At 67.1% G+C, this 13,876-nt stretch carries 15 protein-coding genes; 5 read left to right on the forward strand and 10 right to left on the reverse strand.

Annotation, left to right across the window (positions count from 1 at the left end; genetic code table 11):
* Window positions 1-327 (reverse strand): DJ-1/PfpI family protein (locus RT97_RS28705; RefSeq protein ID WP_042582268.1); only part of this gene is annotated, 327 nt, incomplete at its 3' end.
* A gap of 55 nt (window positions 328-382) precedes the next feature.
* Here RT97_RS28705 and RT97_RS28710 point away from each other — a divergent pair.
* From RT97_RS28710 to RT97_RS28720, 3 genes are all read left to right on the forward strand, one after another.
* Window positions 383-1,519: a DJ-1/PfpI family protein gene (locus tag RT97_RS28710; RefSeq protein WP_080898473.1), complete on the forward strand. Its 1,137-nt coding sequence runs from the start codon at window positions 383-385 to the stop codon at window positions 1,517-1,519.
* A 179-nt stretch (window positions 1,520-1,698) separates the two neighbouring features.
* Complete coding sequence (locus RT97_RS28715) at window positions 1,699-2,238, forward strand: hypothetical protein (protein ID WP_155403926.1); 540 nt, start codon at window positions 1,699-1,701, stop codon at window positions 2,236-2,238.
* Between the two features lie 72 nt (window positions 2,239-2,310).
* Window positions 2,311-2,874 (forward strand): DUF4303 domain-containing protein, encoded by a 564-nt coding sequence (locus tag RT97_RS28720; RefSeq protein ID WP_042582271.1) that lies wholly within the window; start codon window positions 2,311-2,313, stop codon window positions 2,872-2,874.
* On the opposite strand, the gene RT97_RS28725 is transcribed toward RT97_RS28720, so the two are convergent.
* The gene (locus RT97_RS28725) at window positions 2,875-4,293 is read right to left on the reverse strand and encodes an aldehyde dehydrogenase family protein (protein WP_042582272.1); all 1,419 of its coding nucleotides are present in this window, start codon (window positions 4,291-4,293) and stop codon (window positions 2,875-2,877) included. It lies immediately after the preceding gene.
* Window positions 4,294-4,405: 112 nt separating this feature from the next.
* Between RT97_RS28725 and RT97_RS28730 the strand changes: the two genes are divergently transcribed.
* Window positions 4,406-5,317: a LysR family transcriptional regulator gene (locus RT97_RS28730; RefSeq protein WP_042582273.1), complete on the forward strand. Its 912-nt coding sequence runs from the start codon at window positions 4,406-4,408 to the stop codon at window positions 5,315-5,317.
* Between the two features lie 4 nt (window positions 5,318-5,321).
* Here RT97_RS28730 and RT97_RS28735 read toward each other — a convergent pair whose 3' ends face one another.
* From RT97_RS28735 to RT97_RS28755, 5 genes are read right to left on the reverse strand one after another with little or no spacing between them, the layout of a single operon-like run.
* Window positions 5,322-6,284 (reverse strand): tripartite tricarboxylate transporter substrate binding protein, encoded by a 963-nt coding sequence (locus tag RT97_RS28735; protein ID WP_042582274.1) that lies wholly within the window; start codon window positions 6,282-6,284, stop codon window positions 5,322-5,324.
* Window positions 6,281-7,177 carry an amidohydrolase family protein gene (locus tag RT97_RS28740; protein WP_042582275.1) on the reverse strand — a complete coding sequence of 299 codons (897 nt, stop codon included), beginning with the start codon at window positions 7,175-7,177 and terminating at the stop codon, window positions 6,281-6,283. Before RT97_RS28740 ends, RT97_RS28735 begins: the two co-directional genes overlap by 4 nt.
* 7 nt (window positions 7,178-7,184) lie before the next feature.
* Window positions 7,185-8,369, reverse strand: coding sequence for a CaiB/BaiF CoA transferase family protein (locus RT97_RS28745; protein ID WP_042582276.1), 1,185 nt, complete (start codon window positions 8,367-8,369; stop codon window positions 7,185-7,187).
* A gap of 21 nt (window positions 8,370-8,390) precedes the next feature.
* Window positions 8,391-9,383, reverse strand: coding sequence for a tripartite tricarboxylate transporter substrate binding protein (locus RT97_RS28750; RefSeq protein WP_042582277.1), 993 nt, complete (start codon window positions 9,381-9,383; stop codon window positions 8,391-8,393).
* A gap of 48 nt (window positions 9,384-9,431) precedes the next feature.
* Complete coding sequence (locus tag RT97_RS28755; protein ID WP_042582300.1) at window positions 9,432-10,301, reverse strand: HpcH/HpaI aldolase/citrate lyase family protein; 870 nt, start codon at window positions 10,299-10,301, stop codon at window positions 9,432-9,434.
* 77 nt (window positions 10,302-10,378) lie between these two features.
* Between RT97_RS28755 and RT97_RS28760 the strand changes: the two genes are divergently transcribed.
* Complete coding sequence (locus tag RT97_RS28760) at window positions 10,379-11,269, forward strand: LysR family transcriptional regulator (protein WP_042582278.1); 891 nt, start codon at window positions 10,379-10,381, stop codon at window positions 11,267-11,269.
* 11 nt (window positions 11,270-11,280) lie between these two features.
* On the opposite strand, the gene RT97_RS28765 is transcribed toward RT97_RS28760, so the two are convergent.
* From RT97_RS28765 to RT97_RS28775, 3 genes are all read right to left on the reverse strand, one after another.
* Window positions 11,281-11,661 carry a hypothetical protein gene (locus RT97_RS28765; RefSeq protein ID WP_042582279.1) on the reverse strand — a complete coding sequence of 127 codons (381 nt, stop codon included), beginning with the start codon at window positions 11,659-11,661 and terminating at the stop codon, window positions 11,281-11,283.
* Between the two features lie 70 nt (window positions 11,662-11,731).
* Window positions 11,732-12,904, reverse strand: coding sequence for a BMP family ABC transporter substrate-binding protein (locus tag RT97_RS28770; protein WP_042582280.1), 1,173 nt, complete (start codon window positions 12,902-12,904; stop codon window positions 11,732-11,734).
* A 50-nt stretch (window positions 12,905-12,954) separates the two neighbouring features.
* Window positions 12,955-13,875 carry an ABC transporter permease gene (locus RT97_RS28775; RefSeq protein ID WP_042582281.1) on the reverse strand — a complete coding sequence of 307 codons (921 nt, stop codon included), beginning with the start codon at window positions 13,873-13,875 and terminating at the stop codon, window positions 12,955-12,957.
* Window position 13,876 lies beyond the last annotated feature (1 nt).

Below are 13,876 nucleotides of genomic sequence, written 5' to 3' on the forward strand. Positions count from 1 at the left end.
CTCCAGCCACGCGCCGATGCGGTGCTCGACGATCGCCTGGCGCACCGCCGGCTCGTCGCCGCCGGCCACGATCAGCGTGTCGATGGCGGCGGGCAATTGCTGCAGCGTCAGCGTGCCGCTGAATTGCAATCCGCCGTTGGTCGACACCGTGCCGCCGCCGGGCGACGCGATGTGCAGGCGGTAGGTGCCGGGGCGCACCTGCTCGGCCTTGCTGAACACGCTGGCGGGGCCCGCGGCATCGAGCACCTCGACACCGTCGAACACCACCAGCACCACGTCGCTGGCAGAAACCGCGGTGTCTTCGTCCTTGTGGGTGCGGGTCGGCATTCTTAACCTCGAGGCATCGTCACGTTGACAGGAGAACAGAGCCATGTGGAGAGCGCTGTGGAAGGCAATATGGGCGCTGGTCGGCGCAAGTATTGCAGCCTTTGCCCTCGCAGCATGCGGCGCGGGCGCGCCGCTGCCGCCCGCACAGGCCGATGCGGCCGCAAGGGTGCGCGAGCAACAGGCCTTCGTCGATGCCCTGAAGCCGCGCCGCGCGGGCAAACCGGTGGTTGCGGTTCTCGCGCTGAACGAAGGCACCGAGATGACCGACCTGCTCCTGCCGCACGCCGTGCTGAAACGCGCCGACGTGGCCGACGTGCAGATCGTGGCACCCAGGAGCGGGCGGGTGAACCTGTACCCCGCGCTGCAGGTGGAGGGTGCGCACGACTTCGCGAGCTTCGATCGCGCAAACCCACTGGGGGCGGACTATGTGATCGTGCCCGCGATGATCGTCGAAGACGATCCTGCGGTGGCCGCATGGTTGAAGCAGCAGGCCGCGCGCGGGGCGCGGGTGATCGGCGTTTGCTCCGGCGCGCTGGTGGTCGGCCATGCGGGCCTGCTCGATGGCCGGCGTTTCGCAGGCCACTGGTTCGACCGCAAGACGCTGAAGAAGCGCCACTCCGGCGCGACCTACGTGCCGCACCAGCGCTACGTGATGGACCGCGATGTGGCCACGACCACCGGCATCACCGCCTCGGTGCCGACGATGCTGGCGCTGGTCGAGGCGATCGGCGGGCCGGCAAAGGCGAAGTCGATGGCGGCCGAACTGGGCGTGGCGTCCTGGAGCCCCGAGCACGACAGCGCGCCCTTCGGCCTCAACTTGAAACGAGGCGGCAGCTACCTGCTCAACAAGGCCGCTTTCTGGCGCGCCGAGCGGTGGCAGGTCGATGTGCAGGACGGCACCGACGACATCGCGCTCGCGCTGGCTGCCGATGCGTGGACGCGCACGGGGCATGTCAGCGTCGACGCGGCATCGGCGTCCGGGCCGGTCACGCTGCGCAGCGGGTTGGTGCTCGTGACGCAACCGGTGCGCGAAGCATCGAGGCGCCTGACGCTGACTTCGTCTCTCAAGCCTGTGCAGCAACTCGACCGCACGCTGTGCGAGATCGCCGCGCGGCATGGCGAAGCCCGGCGGGATTGGGTGATGCAGGAGATGGAGTATCCGGGGCCGGGTGTGGCGGCTTGCGTTGGCTGATGGTGCCGCTCGGTATCGATCTGCAACATCGTCCAGCTACGATCGCGTCTATCTACTCAAGCTGGAAACAGCTTGAGCTCACGGTAGTTCGTTAGATGGCTCCCAGTCTTCGCCGTGTGGCAGGATTCGGCCGCCGTACAGCCATCGAAATTCGATTGATGCCCCGAGAGGACTTCCGCTTGCACGCGTTTGCCCAACACCAAGAACACCGCGATCTCGTCTCGATCTACCGCGAAGGCATCGACGACCACAGCATCCAGGGCTTCGTCTTGGCATCTTCTCGGAAGCTTGTCGTACTCCAGTACGTTTATGACTTCCACCTGGATGGACTCATGGTGCTCAGGGTCGATGACATCAGCGAAGTGGAGGTGTCTGCAACCAGCGTGTTCCAGAAGGAACTGCTTGTTCAGGAGGGATTGGAAGACAAGGTGCCGTTCGAATCACGATTCGAATTGCAGAACTGGCGCACGTTGATATCGCAGTTGGTGAAAGAGCACCCACTGATGATCCTTGAGCGCGAAGCAGGTGAAGAGAAAGATTTTGCGATCGGCAGGGTTGAGGCGATCACGACGACTGGCGTCCGGTTCAAGCATTTCTCCGGCGCGGCTACCTGGGCAGACAGTACAGTCGAGCTGAAATACGAAAACATCACCTGCTGCCAGGTTGGGAGCAACTATGTGAATTTCTATCAGCGGCACTTCGAGCGAAACTCGCTCTAGACCGTTGTTGCTCCATAGCGGCCGCGCCAGGCACGTGATCCGCTGTGTGCACAGCTCTTGCCTTCAACCCGCATGACCACTTTCGATTTCGAAACGCTGCGCGTCCAGATTCGCGACGCCGCCCGCACCGCCTTCGGCACGCTGCGCGCAGCGCACCCGAACGAGCGGTTCTATGCGATGGCCCTCTACACCGACGACGGTGCGATGACGGTGTGCCCGAGCGCCAACAGCGAAGAGGCGCTGCAGCGCATGCTGGTGGACAACGACTGCACCGATCCCCGGGACATCGCCTACACCCGTTGGGGAACGGCGGAGTGGGCGTACGAAGACCAGCATGCAGAAGGGTTCAACGCAGTGTGCGATCGCCTGCGTGCCCACGTGCTGGCTTCGGGCGACGACGAGCGCGCCTTCGCCGCCTTCGGCTCGCAGTTGCACGACGCGATGGTCCAGGCGTTGGCCGAGCTGGACCAAGAGGGCTTCTTCGGCTCCGGCGCCGACAGGCAGTCGCTGACGCTCTTTTGCAGCATCTCGGATTCCGACGATGCGCAGGCGTTCGAGGACGACTCGGCGCAGCGGCTGAATCCGCCGGCGGTGTTCGCCAGGTTCAAGTCCCGCTGGGACGCATCCGCCGCCTGATCACGCCGACACGATGGTCTTCGGCTCCAGGAAAGCTTCCAGCCCGAACACGCCGTACTCCCTGCCCAGCCCCGATTGCTTGACGCCGCCGAATGGCGCCGTGAGCGCGGGCCTGATCGCGTTGACCATCACGCCGCCGGCCTCCAGCCGTTCCGCAACGCGGTGCGCGCGCTTCGGGTCCGATGAAAAAACGTACGCCTGCAATCCATAGGGCGAGTCGTTGGCGATGCGCACCGCTTCTTCTTCGTCGTCATAGGCCAGCAGGCACAGCACCGGGCCGAAGATTTCCTCGCGGGCGATCTGCATGTCGTTGCGCACGTCGGCGAACACGGTCGGCTTCACGAAGTAGCCGCGCGACAGATGCTCGGGCCGGCCTTCGCCACCGGCGACGAGCGTGGCGCCCTCCTCCAGCCCCGCGCGAATGAAGCGCTGGATGCGGTCGTACTGCGCCTGGTTCACCAGCGGCCCGATGACCGTCTGCGCATCGCGCGGATCGCCCACGCGCAAGCCCGCCACGGCAGTCTTGACGTACCCGATCGCCTCGGCAAGCCGCGCGCGCGGCACGAGGATGCGCGTGCCTGCGATGCAGGCCTGGCCGTTGTTGAGAAAGCCCGCGCTCAATGCGAGCGGCATGACCTTTGCGAGGTCCGCGTCTTCGAGGATGACGGTGGCCGACTTTCCCGTCAGCGCCAGGCTCACTCGCTTCATCGTCTCGGCGCCCGCGCGCAGGATCGCCTTGCCCGTGGGCGTCGAGCCCGTGAAGGAAATCTTGGCGATGCCGGGGTGCGTGCTGATCTCGCTGCCGACATCGGCGCCGCGGCCGTTCACGATGTTCACCACGCCCGGCGGCAGGCCCGCATCGTGGATGGCCTCTGCAATCACCTGCGCCTGGATCGGGCTGCGTTCGCTCGGCTTGATCACGCAGGCGCAGCCCGCCGCGAGAGCGCTCGCAAGCTTGTTGCAGATGGAGCCCGCGGTGCTGTTCCATGGCGTCATCAGCGCTGCAACACCCACCGGCTCCATGACCACCGTGGCCTCGCCGACCTGGCGCGTGAACGCATAGTCCTCGAGCGTTTTCACCGCGTTGGCGAAGCACTGCGAGGCGTAGTCGGCGACCCATTGCGCGCGGGACAGCGGGCCGCCGTATTCCTCGATGGTCGCTTCGCGGATCTCGTCGGTGCGTGCGAGCACGGCGGCCTGCAGGCGCAGCAGCATGTCGATGCGCTCCTGCTTCGTGCTGCGGCCGAACGCAGGCTGCGCGCGCCGTGCGGCGGCGACGGCGAGCCGCACGTCGTCGCGGTTGCCGAGCGTGGCGGTGCCGATGCGCTCCTCGGTGGCGGGATTGACGATGTCGACGACTTCATTGCCCTGCACGGGCACGAAGGCGCCGTCGATGTAGGCGAGAGAAAAATGACGCATGGGACTGCTCCGTTCTTTCACCCGGAAAACCCGGGTCATGAGCAATCTATGGCCGCTCGATCATCTTGATAAGATGGAAAATCAGGCACGAGTCATCCCGGAATCCAGAACAATGCACAGAACCGGACTGGTCGAATTCGAGGCGGTGCTGGCCGTCGCGCGGCGCCACAGCTTCAGGGCCGCGGCCGTGGAACTGGGCATGTCCACCTCGGCGCTCAGCAGCGCGGTGGCGGGGCTGGAAGCACGTTCGGGCGTGCGGCTCTTTCACCGCACCACGCGGAGCGTCTCGCTGACCGAGGCCGGCCACGAGTTCCTCGCACGGGTCGAGCCGGCGATCGCTCAGATCCAGGGCGCCATGAGCGCCATCAACGACTACCGCGCCACCCCCACCGGAACGCTGCGCATCAACAGCTCGCTGGGCGCGGCACGCATGGTCTTCGAACCCATCGTGAGCGAGTTCCTGCGTCGCCATCCGGCGATGACGGTGGACATCGTCACCGAAGGCCGCATGGTCGATATCGTCGGAGAAGGCTTCGACGTGGGCATTCGTCCGGACGAACTCGTGCCGCGCGACATGGTGCGCGTGCCGATCGGCGCGAAGCTGCGCATGGCGGTGGTCGGCTCGCCCGGCTACTTCGCGAAACACCCGCCGCCGGGCTCGCTCGCCGACCTTTCCGCGCACCGATGCATTCGCGCCCGCCTCCCCAGCGGCGTGCCCTCGCCGTGGGAGTTCACGACCAAGGGCAAGCTGCAGGCGGTCGAGGTCCCCGGCAACCTGATCCTCGATGCACCGGCCCTGATGCTGGACGCGGCGCGGCAAGGCATGGGCCTGGCGCAGGTTGCAGAGTGGTACATCGGGGAAGACGTGGCGAGCGGACGCCTCGTGCGCGTGCTCAACGACCGGATGCCAGCCGTCGCGGGGCTGGCGCTCTACTACTCGGGGCGGCGCCACATCTCCGCGGGGTTGCGCGCATTCATCGACCTCATCCACGAAGTGAACGAAACGCGGGCGATGGAGCGATAGCGGCTCAGTCGACCCGGATGTTGCGTGCCTTCACCAGCGCGCTCACCCGGCCCGTCTCGTCCTGCACGAATTTCGCGAAAGCCTCGGGCGTGCTGCCCGCAGGCTCCAGGCCGAACTGCAGCAGCTTCTGCTTCACCGTGGGGTCGTTGACCGCCGCCTGCACCGCCTTGCCCAGCCGCTGCACGACGTCGGCCGGCGTGCCCTTGGGCAGGAACACGCCGTTCCACTCGACCACGTTGTAGCCCGGCAAGCCCGACTCGGCGAGCGTGGGCGTGTCGGGCAATCCATTCACGCGCTTGCTGGAGCTCACCGCCAGCGCGCGCAGCTTGCCCGACTTGACGTAGCCCAGCGTCGAGGCGACGTTGCCGAAGTAGGAGGACACCTGCTCGCCCATCACGTCGGTGAGCGCGGGTGCGCCGCCCTTGTAGGGCACGTGCATCAGGTTGACCTTGGCCTGATCGTTCAGCGCCTCGCCCGCCAGGTGCGAGCCGGTGCCGCCGCCGGCCGAGGCAAAGCTCAGCTTGCCGGGGTTCTTGCGCGCGAAGTCGAGGAATTCGGCCACTGTCTTGTACGGCGCGGTGGCGGGCACCACAAGGATCTGCGGCGCGGTGGCCACCAGCGAGACGGGAATGAAATCCTTCGCAGCGTCGAAGGGCAACTTGCGCAGCGACGGGTTCACCGAGAACGCCGAGGCGTCGTAGAGCACGGTGTAGCCGTCGGCAGGCGCCTTGGCCACGTTGTCCTCGCCGATCACGCCGCCCGCGCCGGGCTTGTTGTCGATGACGATCTGCTGGCCGAGCGCGGCGCTCATTTGCTGGGCGACCACGCGCGCGGTGTTGTCGGCGCCACCGCCCGCGGCGTACGGCACGACCATGCGGATCGGCTTGTCGGGCCAGGCAGCCCAGCCAAGCAATGGGGCGCACGCGGCCAGCGCGGCGATCGATTTCAGGAGGTGTTTCTTCGTCATTCGGATGTCTCGGTCTTCGTCGTTTCTGAAAAGTCGTAGAGCAGCGCCGGGTTCTCGACGAGCACGCGGTGACGCGTGGCCTCGTCGGGCACCCACTGGCCCAGCAGGTCGAACAGCGCCGCGTCGTCGGGCTTGGCAATGGGCTCGGTCGGGTGCGGCCAGTCGCTGCCCCACACCACGCGCTCGGGGGCCTGGCGGACCCACGCCCGCGCGATGCCGGTCGTGTCGGCGTAGCCGCCAGCGGCACCCGCCATCGAATCGAGGTAGGGGCCGGACAGCTTGATCCATGTGCGCCCGTTGTCGCGCAGCCGGCTCACCACATCGAACGCGGGATGAGAGAGCGCATCGGGCAGCGGCAGCCGAGCGAGGTGGTCGAAGACGATAGTGCAAGGCAGGCGCGCGAGCAGGTCCGCGTGCGCTGCGATCTGGTCCGCGCTCCAATGCAATTGCACGTGCCAGCCGAGTGCATGAACGCGCTGCGCGAGCGGCTCGACCATCGAGAAATCGGTGGCGGCATTGGCCGGCGTGTAGAGCGTGAAGCGGATGCCGCGAACGCCGCCCGCATGCAGGTGCTCGAGTTCGGCATCGCTCACGCCGGGGCGGACCACCGCCACACCGCGCGTTCGGTCGGGGCCGAGTGCGCGAATGGCGTCGAGCGTCACGCTGTTGTCGGTGCCGTGCACGCGCGGCTGCACGACGACCGTGCGCTGCGTGCCGATGCGTTGCTGCAACCGGCGGTAGTCGCCGGCCGTGGCCTTGTCGACCATCGCATCGGGCGAGCCATGCAGCGCGAAGCGGCGGTCGTACACGTGCATGTGCGCATCGCATGCGCCCGCCGGTGCCACGCCGGCGGGTGGGCGCGTGCCGCTGCTGTTGGGGTAGCTGATGTCCATGCGCGTATCAGTCTGCCGCGTTCGCGACCTTCCGCACCTTGTCCGTGTGCTGGCCGAGTGTCGGCGCGGCGAACGGCTCGGGGCCCGGCGTGCGGCCGAACTTCACGGCCCGCGTGAAGCCCCGGTACGAGCCGAGCGTGGGGTGCGCGAAGTTCGCGACCATGTCTTCGGCCAGCACCTGTTCGTTGTCGAACATGTCCTCGACCGTGCGGGCTGCCGCGCAGGGCACTTCTTCGCCGAACAGCTCTTCCCATTCGAGTGCGGTGCGCGCAGCCAGCGCCTCGCGCAGCCGCGGAACGATCTCGGCGAAGTGCTGCGCGCGCTTGCGCACCGAGTCGTAGCGCTCGTCGGTCGCCAGCTCGGGCAGGCCCACCTTGGCGCACAGCGCCTGCCAGAAGTGCGGCGTGTTGGCCGAGATGTACAGGTGCCCTTCGCGTGTCGGATGCAGGCCGGTGATGCCGCCCGAGCGCATGTCGCGCCCCACGTCCTTCGGCTCGCCTTCGGCCCACACCATGCGGGCCGACTGCATCGTGAGCGCGGAGCGCAGCAGCGACACGCCGACGAACTGCCCCTCGCCGCTTTTCTCGCGCTCATACAGCGCCGAGGCCACGCCCGCGGCCACCAGCGCTGCCGCGTAGTAATCGACCACCGAGCCGTAGATGATCTCGGGCGGCTCGCCGCGCTTGCCCTGCAGCGCGCACATGCCGGTCATGCTCTGCAGCACCTGGTCGTAGCCCGCCTTCTCGCGCAGCGGGCCGGTCTCGCCATAGCCCGTGAGGCTGCAATAGATGAGACGCGGGTTCACCGCCTTCAGCTGGTCGTACGCAATGCCCAGCCGCGGCGGCACGCTGGGCCGGAAGTTGTGCACCAGCACGTCGGCGGTGCGCACCAGCGCCATCAGCGCGGCCAGGTCGTCCGCATTCTTGAGGTCGAGCACCACGCCCAGCTTGCTGCGGTTCACGCCGATGAAGGCGCGGCTCTCGGCCTCGAGCGTCGAGGGGTACTTGCGCAGGTTGTCGCCCGTGGGCGGTTCGATCTTGATGACCTCGGCGCCCTGGTCGGCCAGCAGCGAGCAGCCGTAAGGCCCCGCGATGTAGGCGCTCAGGTCGAGCACGCGCAGGCCGCTCAACGGCCCCGCGGGACCGGTGCGCGCGGGCAGGCGTGTGTCGTCTTGCGGGACGTCGAAGCTCATGGATCCTTCTTTCTTCAATGCTCAGTCGGCGGTGATGTTTTGCTGCCTGGCCAGCTTCTTCCAGCGCCCGACGTCCTCGGCGATGACGGTGCCGAACTGCGCGGGCGTGAGCGGTGTGGCAATGGCGCCCTCGCGCAGGAAGTTGGCGGTGATCTCGGGCTTGGCGATGATCTTGTTGACCGCGCCGTTGAGCCTGGCCACCACATCGGGCGGCGTGCCGACGGGCGCGAGCAGGCCCCACCAGAGTTCGAATTCATAGCCGGGCACGGCCGTGGAAATCGGCGTGAGGTCGGGCGCGATCGGGCTGGGCTTCAGGCTGGTGATGCCGACCGCGCGCAGCTTGCCGGCCCGCACCATCGGCAAGAGCGACGGCCCGCTCGAGATCAGGAGCTGCGTCTGATTGCCGATCAGGTCGGTCACGGCCGGGCCCATGCCCTTGTAGGGGATGTGCGCGATCTGCAGATCGCCCACCTTGGCCTTGAGCAGTTCGGTGCCGAACTGGTTGACGCTGCCCGAGCCGGACGAGGCGTAGTTGTACTGCCCCGGCTTGGCCTTGATGGCGGCGATGAGCTCGGCCGGCGTCTTCGCGGGAAAGTCGTTGTTCACCGCGACGATGAACGGGCCCTTGGCGAACATGGCCACGGGCGCGAGGCCCTTGACCGGATCGAACGGCAGCTTCGACTGCACGGCTGCGTTGGTCGTCATGCTGGAGGACACGGCCACCAGCGTGTAGCCATCGGGCGCGGCCTTGGCAACCTGGCCGGTGCCGGTGTTGCCGCTCGCACCGGGGCGGTTGTCGATGATCACCGGCTGCTTGAGTTCATCGCCAAGCTCCTTGGCCACCTGGCGCGCGAACGTGTCGTTCGAGCCGCCCGCCGGATACGGCACGACGATGGTGATGGGCTTGGCCGGGTACGCGGCCTGCGCGAATGCGCTGCTGCCGCTCAACAGGCAGCCGCCGGCGACGGCGGCAACAGCGAGCGTGCGCAGGCCACGCGATGGGGAAATCTTCATTTGTCTTGTCTCCTGGTTTTTTGAATGGGGCGAAAGGAATCGAAAAACTCAGCCCGGCAGCAGGCCCAGGCTGCGCGCGCTCGCGACGATGGCGCGTGCGCGGATCACGAAAGGGATGTCGATCATTTTTCCGTCCACCACGTAGGCGCCCACGCCCTTGGCATCGGCATCGCGGGCAGCCTCGACCACCTTGAAGGCATGCGCGATTTCTTCGTCGGTCGGGCGGAACACCTCGTTGGCGATCGCGACCTGGCTCGGGTGGATGCAGGTCTTGCCGAGGAAGCCGAGGTTGCGCGACAGCATGGCCTCGGCGCGGAATCCTTCGGCATCGCGGATGTCCGCGAACGCGCCGTCGTAGGCATAGACGCCCGCCTCGCCCGCGGCGATGCGCATCGCGAACATCGCCTGCTGGATGCCGGCCGGCTCGCGCCGCGCGATGCCCAGCGGCTCGAACAGGTCGCCGAGCCCCAGCTGCAGCCCCGCCACGCGCGGATGCGCCAGCGCAAGCCGCGCCGCGGTGCGCAAGGCCGAAGGCGCCTCGATGTTCAGCAGCAGGCCGATGGGCGTGCGCACGTCGTTGGCCTCCTCGGCGCGCTCGATGGCCTCGACCGCGGCGCGCACATGCGCCGGGCTCTCGGGCTTGGGAATGTTGATGAGGTGCACGCCGGACTGGCCGACCGCCGCGATGTCGTCCGCGAAGTGCGGCGTGTCCATCGCGTTGACGCGCACGATCACGGTCTTGCCCGATGCGGCCGGCTCGCCGCTCTGCAGCAGTTGGCGCACGGCATCGCGCGCCTCGCCCTTGCGCGGCTCGGACACCGCATCTTCCAGGTCGAAACACACGCCATCGGCCGCGCCGCCCAACGACTTGGCGAACAACTCGGGGCGCGTTCCGGGAACGAACAGTTTGCTTCTCATGCAGCGCAGTGTGCGCAGCGCAGGAGCAAAGAAAAACACATGCTCCCTATGATCAGATCATAGAAAATCTATCTTTCATGGAAACAGCCTACCTGCAAAGCTTTCTTCTGGTGGTGGAGTCGGGCTCGATGTCGGAGGCCGCGCGCCGCCTCGACCTGACGCCCGCCGCCGTGGCCCAGCAAATACGCACGCTGGAGCGCGAGCTCAACGCGCCGCTGCTCGCACGCGCGGGCCGCACGGTGCAGCCGACCGAGGCTGGGCACCTGCTGGTGCAGCGTGCGCGCAACCTGCTGCGCGAGGTGGGCGACATCAAGACGCTGCTCAACAGCGACGCGGCCGGCGGCGAGCTGCTCATCGGCACTATCAACACGGCGATCCACAGCCTGCTGCCCGACATCCTCGCGCGTTTCGTGAAGACGCATCCTGGCGTGAAGGTGTTCCTGCAGTCGGGCACCACGGCCACGCTCTACAAGGCGGTGCAGCAGGGCGAACTCGATGCGGCCGTGTGCCTTTATCCGCCCTACGTGCTCGCCAAGACCTTCGACTGGTCGCTGCTGCGCGAGGAGCCGCTGGTGGTGCTCGCGCCGAGCCGCCTTGCGAAGCGGGACCCGCACGAGCTGCTGCGCACCTCGCCGCTCATCCGCTACGACCGGGCGCTGGGTGGCGGCAAGCAGGCCGACCGGTACCTGCGCGCCGCGGGCATCGCGCCGCAGGAGCGCTTCGAACTCAGCTCGCTGCTGGCGATCGCGATGATGGTCGATCGCGGGCTGGGCGTTTCGCTGGTGCCCGACATCGCGTCGCCGCTGCTCGAAGGCCAGCGCGTGGCGAAGATCCCGCTGCCGCTGCCTTCGGAGCCGCGGCGCTTCGGCGTCCTGTGGTTGCGCGCATCGCCCCGGCAGCGGTTGATACGGGGCTTCGTCGACAGCGCGGAGCTCGTGGTCGCTGGCAAGCGCTCACGGCCTCACTGACCGCACTGACCTCACTGGCAGACCAGCTCGGTCTTCGCCACCGCACACAGCCTCGCCACCTCGGCCTTCGACAGGAACTCTGTCCCGAGGCTGTTGAGCATCAGCACCGCCGGATAGAGGCGCGCGTCCTGCGGGTTTGCGCGCCAGGCCTTCTGCAGCAGTTGCTGCCCGGCCTTGCCGCAGTGCTTGCGCTGCATGCGGTTGATTTCCTTGTCGCGCGCGGAGCCGTCTCCGTTGAACTCGCCCGCGAAGTGAAAGCACATCTCGGTGTCCGAGACGGCCTTCTGAAGGGCTTTCTCGTCCTTCGAGAACTTCACGGGCTCGGCGGCGAACGAGGACCAGGCCGACAGCAACAGCAACGCGGCGCCTGCAACGGTGAACATCAGCTTCATGGTGCCAATCCTTCCTTGAATGAAAAAGGGCCGCCCTGGGCGACCCTCTCCGTCTGCATGGCCGCAGCGATTACTTCTTGTCGCCGCCCGGCACCTTGCCTTCGACGCCCTTGACGTAGAAGTTGATGCCCGTCAGGAACTTGTCGTCGGCCACCGCGTCCTTGGCGACTACTTCCTTGCCGTCCTGGCCGAGGATCGGGCCCTTCCAGATCACGAAGCTGCCGTCCTTCAGGCCCTTCTTCACTTCCTCGACCTTGGCCTTGGTTTCGGCCGGCACGTCCTCTGCGATCGAGACGAGATCGATGGCGCCTTCCTTCACGCCCCACCAGGCCTGGCCGGTGGCCCACTTGCCGTCCAGCGCGTCCTGCGTGGCCTTGATGTAGTACGGCGCCCAGTTGATGGTGGCCGAGCCCAGGTGGGCCTTGGGACCGTAGGCGGTCATGTCCGAATCCCAGCCGAAGGCGCGCTTGCCCTTCTCTTGCGCGGTCTTGAGCACGGCGGGCGAGTCGGTGTTCTGGAACAGGATGTCTGCGCCGCCGTTGATGAGCGCGGTGGCCGCTTCGGTTTCCTTCGGCGGGCTGAACCATTCGTTGACCCACACGACCTTGGTGGTGATCTTCGGGTTGACCGACTGCGCGCCCAGCGTGAAGCTGTTGATGTTGCGCAGCACTTCGGGAATCGGCACCGAGCCGACCACGCCCAGCGTGTTGCTCTTGGTCATGGCACCGGCAATCACGCCGGCCATGTACGCGCCTTCGTAGGTGCGGCTGTCGTAGGTGCGCATGTTGTCGGCGGTCTTGTAGCCGGTGGCGTGCTCGAACTTCACGTCCTTGCTGTCGGTGGCGACCTTGAGCATGGGCTCCATGTAGCCGAAGGTGGTGCCGAAGATCAGCTTGTTGCCCTGGCCGACCATGTCGCGGAACACGCGCTCGGCGTCGGCGCCTTCGGGCACGCTTTCCACGAAGGTGGTCTTGATCTTGTCGCCGAATTCCTTTTCGAGCGCCTTGCGACCGTTGTCGTGCGCGAAGGTCCAGCCGCCGTCGCCCACCGGGCCGATGTATGCGAATGCGATGTTGAGCGGCGCGGCCGGTGCCGGGGCGGCTGCAGCGGGGGCCGGAGCGGGCGCGGGGGCCGCGGCCGGTGCTGCCGCTTCTTCTTTCTTGCCGCAGCCGATCAGGGCCGCCGAAGCGACCGCCGTGAGGGCGGCCAGCTTGAGCAGGGAGCGCTTGTTCAGATCATTCATTGTCGGAAATCCTCAAAAAGGACGGGTTGGCGGGAAAACGAAAAACGCGATTATGAGCCGGGGTAGAACGGTTTCCCTATGGAAGCCGGCATGTTGATGCGGATGAACGCCGGGTTGCGCGAGATCAGCGCCAGCACCACGATGGGCGCGATGTACTGCAGCATGCTGAGGAACTGCGGGGGCACGTCGACACCGCTGCTCTGCAGGTGAAAGCCCAGCATCGTGACGCCGCCGAAGAGGTAGGCGCCCAGCAGCACGCGAATCGGACGCCAGGTGGCGAAAGTGGTGAGCGCCAGCGCGATCCAGCCGCGCCCCGCGACCATGCCTTCGACCCACAGCGGCGTGTAGACCGTCGAGAGGTACGCGCCGGCCAGCCCGCAGAGCGCGCCGCCCGCGATCACCGCCATGAAGCGGATGCGGCGAACGGGGTAGCCCAGCGCATGCGCCGACTCGGGCGATTCGCCCACCGAGCGCAGCACGAGGCCGGCGCGGGTGCGATACAGGAACCAGATGAGCCCGAAGGTCAGCACCACCGCGAAATACACCATCGGGTGATGGCGGAACAGCGCGGGGCCGACGAGCGGGATGTCGGCCAGCACCGGGATCGCATACGACACGCTCTCGGGCAGCTTCGCCTGCACGAAGTTGATGCCGGCGAAGGCCGAGAAGCCCACGCCGAAGAGGCTGAGCGCAAGCCCCGTCGCGTACTGGTTGGTGTTGAGCCAGATCACCAGCACGCCGAAGAACGCAGCGAGCAACGCGCCCGCCGCCATGCCGGCAAGAAAGCCGAGCCAGGGGTTGTGCGTGGTGACCACCGTCGCGAAGCCGGCGATGGCCGCGCAGAGCATGATGCCCTCGGCGCCGAGGTTGACGATGCCGGCCTTCTCGTTGATGAGGAGGCCCAGTGCCGCGATCGCGAGCACGGTGCCGGCGCTCAGGGTCGAGCCGAGCAGGAGTGCGTAGCTGTCCATG

Source organism: Variovorax paradoxus (assembly GCF_000834655.1).
Classification (GTDB): domain Bacteria; phylum Pseudomonadota; class Gammaproteobacteria; order Burkholderiales; family Burkholderiaceae_C; genus Variovorax; species Variovorax paradoxus_F.

Coding starts and splice junctions, on each gene's coding strand:
- RT97_RS28740 (WP_042582275.1), bottom strand. CDS start 7,177: ATGGACATCAGCTACCCCAACAGCAGCGGCACGCGCCCACCCGCCGGC.
- RT97_RS28735 (WP_042582274.1), bottom strand. CDS start 6,284: ATGACGAAGAAACACCTCCTGAAATCGATCGCCGCGCTGGCCGCGTGC.
- RT97_RS28770 (WP_042582280.1), bottom strand. CDS start 12,904: ATGAATGATCTGAACAAGCGCTCCCTGCTCAAGCTGGCCGCCCTCACG.
- RT97_RS28750 (WP_042582277.1), bottom strand. CDS start 9,383: ATGAAGATTTCCCCATCGCGTGGCCTGCGCACGCTCGCTGTTGCCGCC.
- RT97_RS28730 (WP_042582273.1), top strand. CDS start 4,406: ATGCACAGAACCGGACTGGTCGAATTCGAGGCGGTGCTGGCCGTCGCG.
- RT97_RS28745 (WP_042582276.1), bottom strand. CDS start 8,369: ATGAGCTTCGACGTCCCGCAAGACGACACACGCCTGCCCGCGCGCACC.
- RT97_RS28755 (WP_042582300.1), bottom strand. CDS start 10,301: ATGAGAAGCAAACTGTTCGTTCCCGGAACGCGCCCCGAGTTGTTCGCC.
- RT97_RS28725 (WP_042582272.1), bottom strand. CDS start 4,293: ATGCGTCATTTTTCTCTCGCCTACATCGACGGCGCCTTCGTGCCCGTG.
- RT97_RS28765 (WP_042582279.1), bottom strand. CDS start 11,661: ATGAAGCTGATGTTCACCGTTGCAGGCGCCGCGTTGCTGTTGCTGTCG.
- RT97_RS28760 (WP_042582278.1), top strand. CDS start 10,379: ATGGAAACAGCCTACCTGCAAAGCTTTCTTCTGGTGGTGGAGTCGGGC.
- RT97_RS28775 (WP_042582281.1), bottom strand. CDS start 13,875: ATGGACAGCTACGCACTCCTGCTCGGCTCGACCCTGAGCGCCGGCACC.
- RT97_RS28720 (WP_042582271.1), top strand. CDS start 2,311: ATGACCACTTTCGATTTCGAAACGCTGCGCGTCCAGATTCGCGACGCC.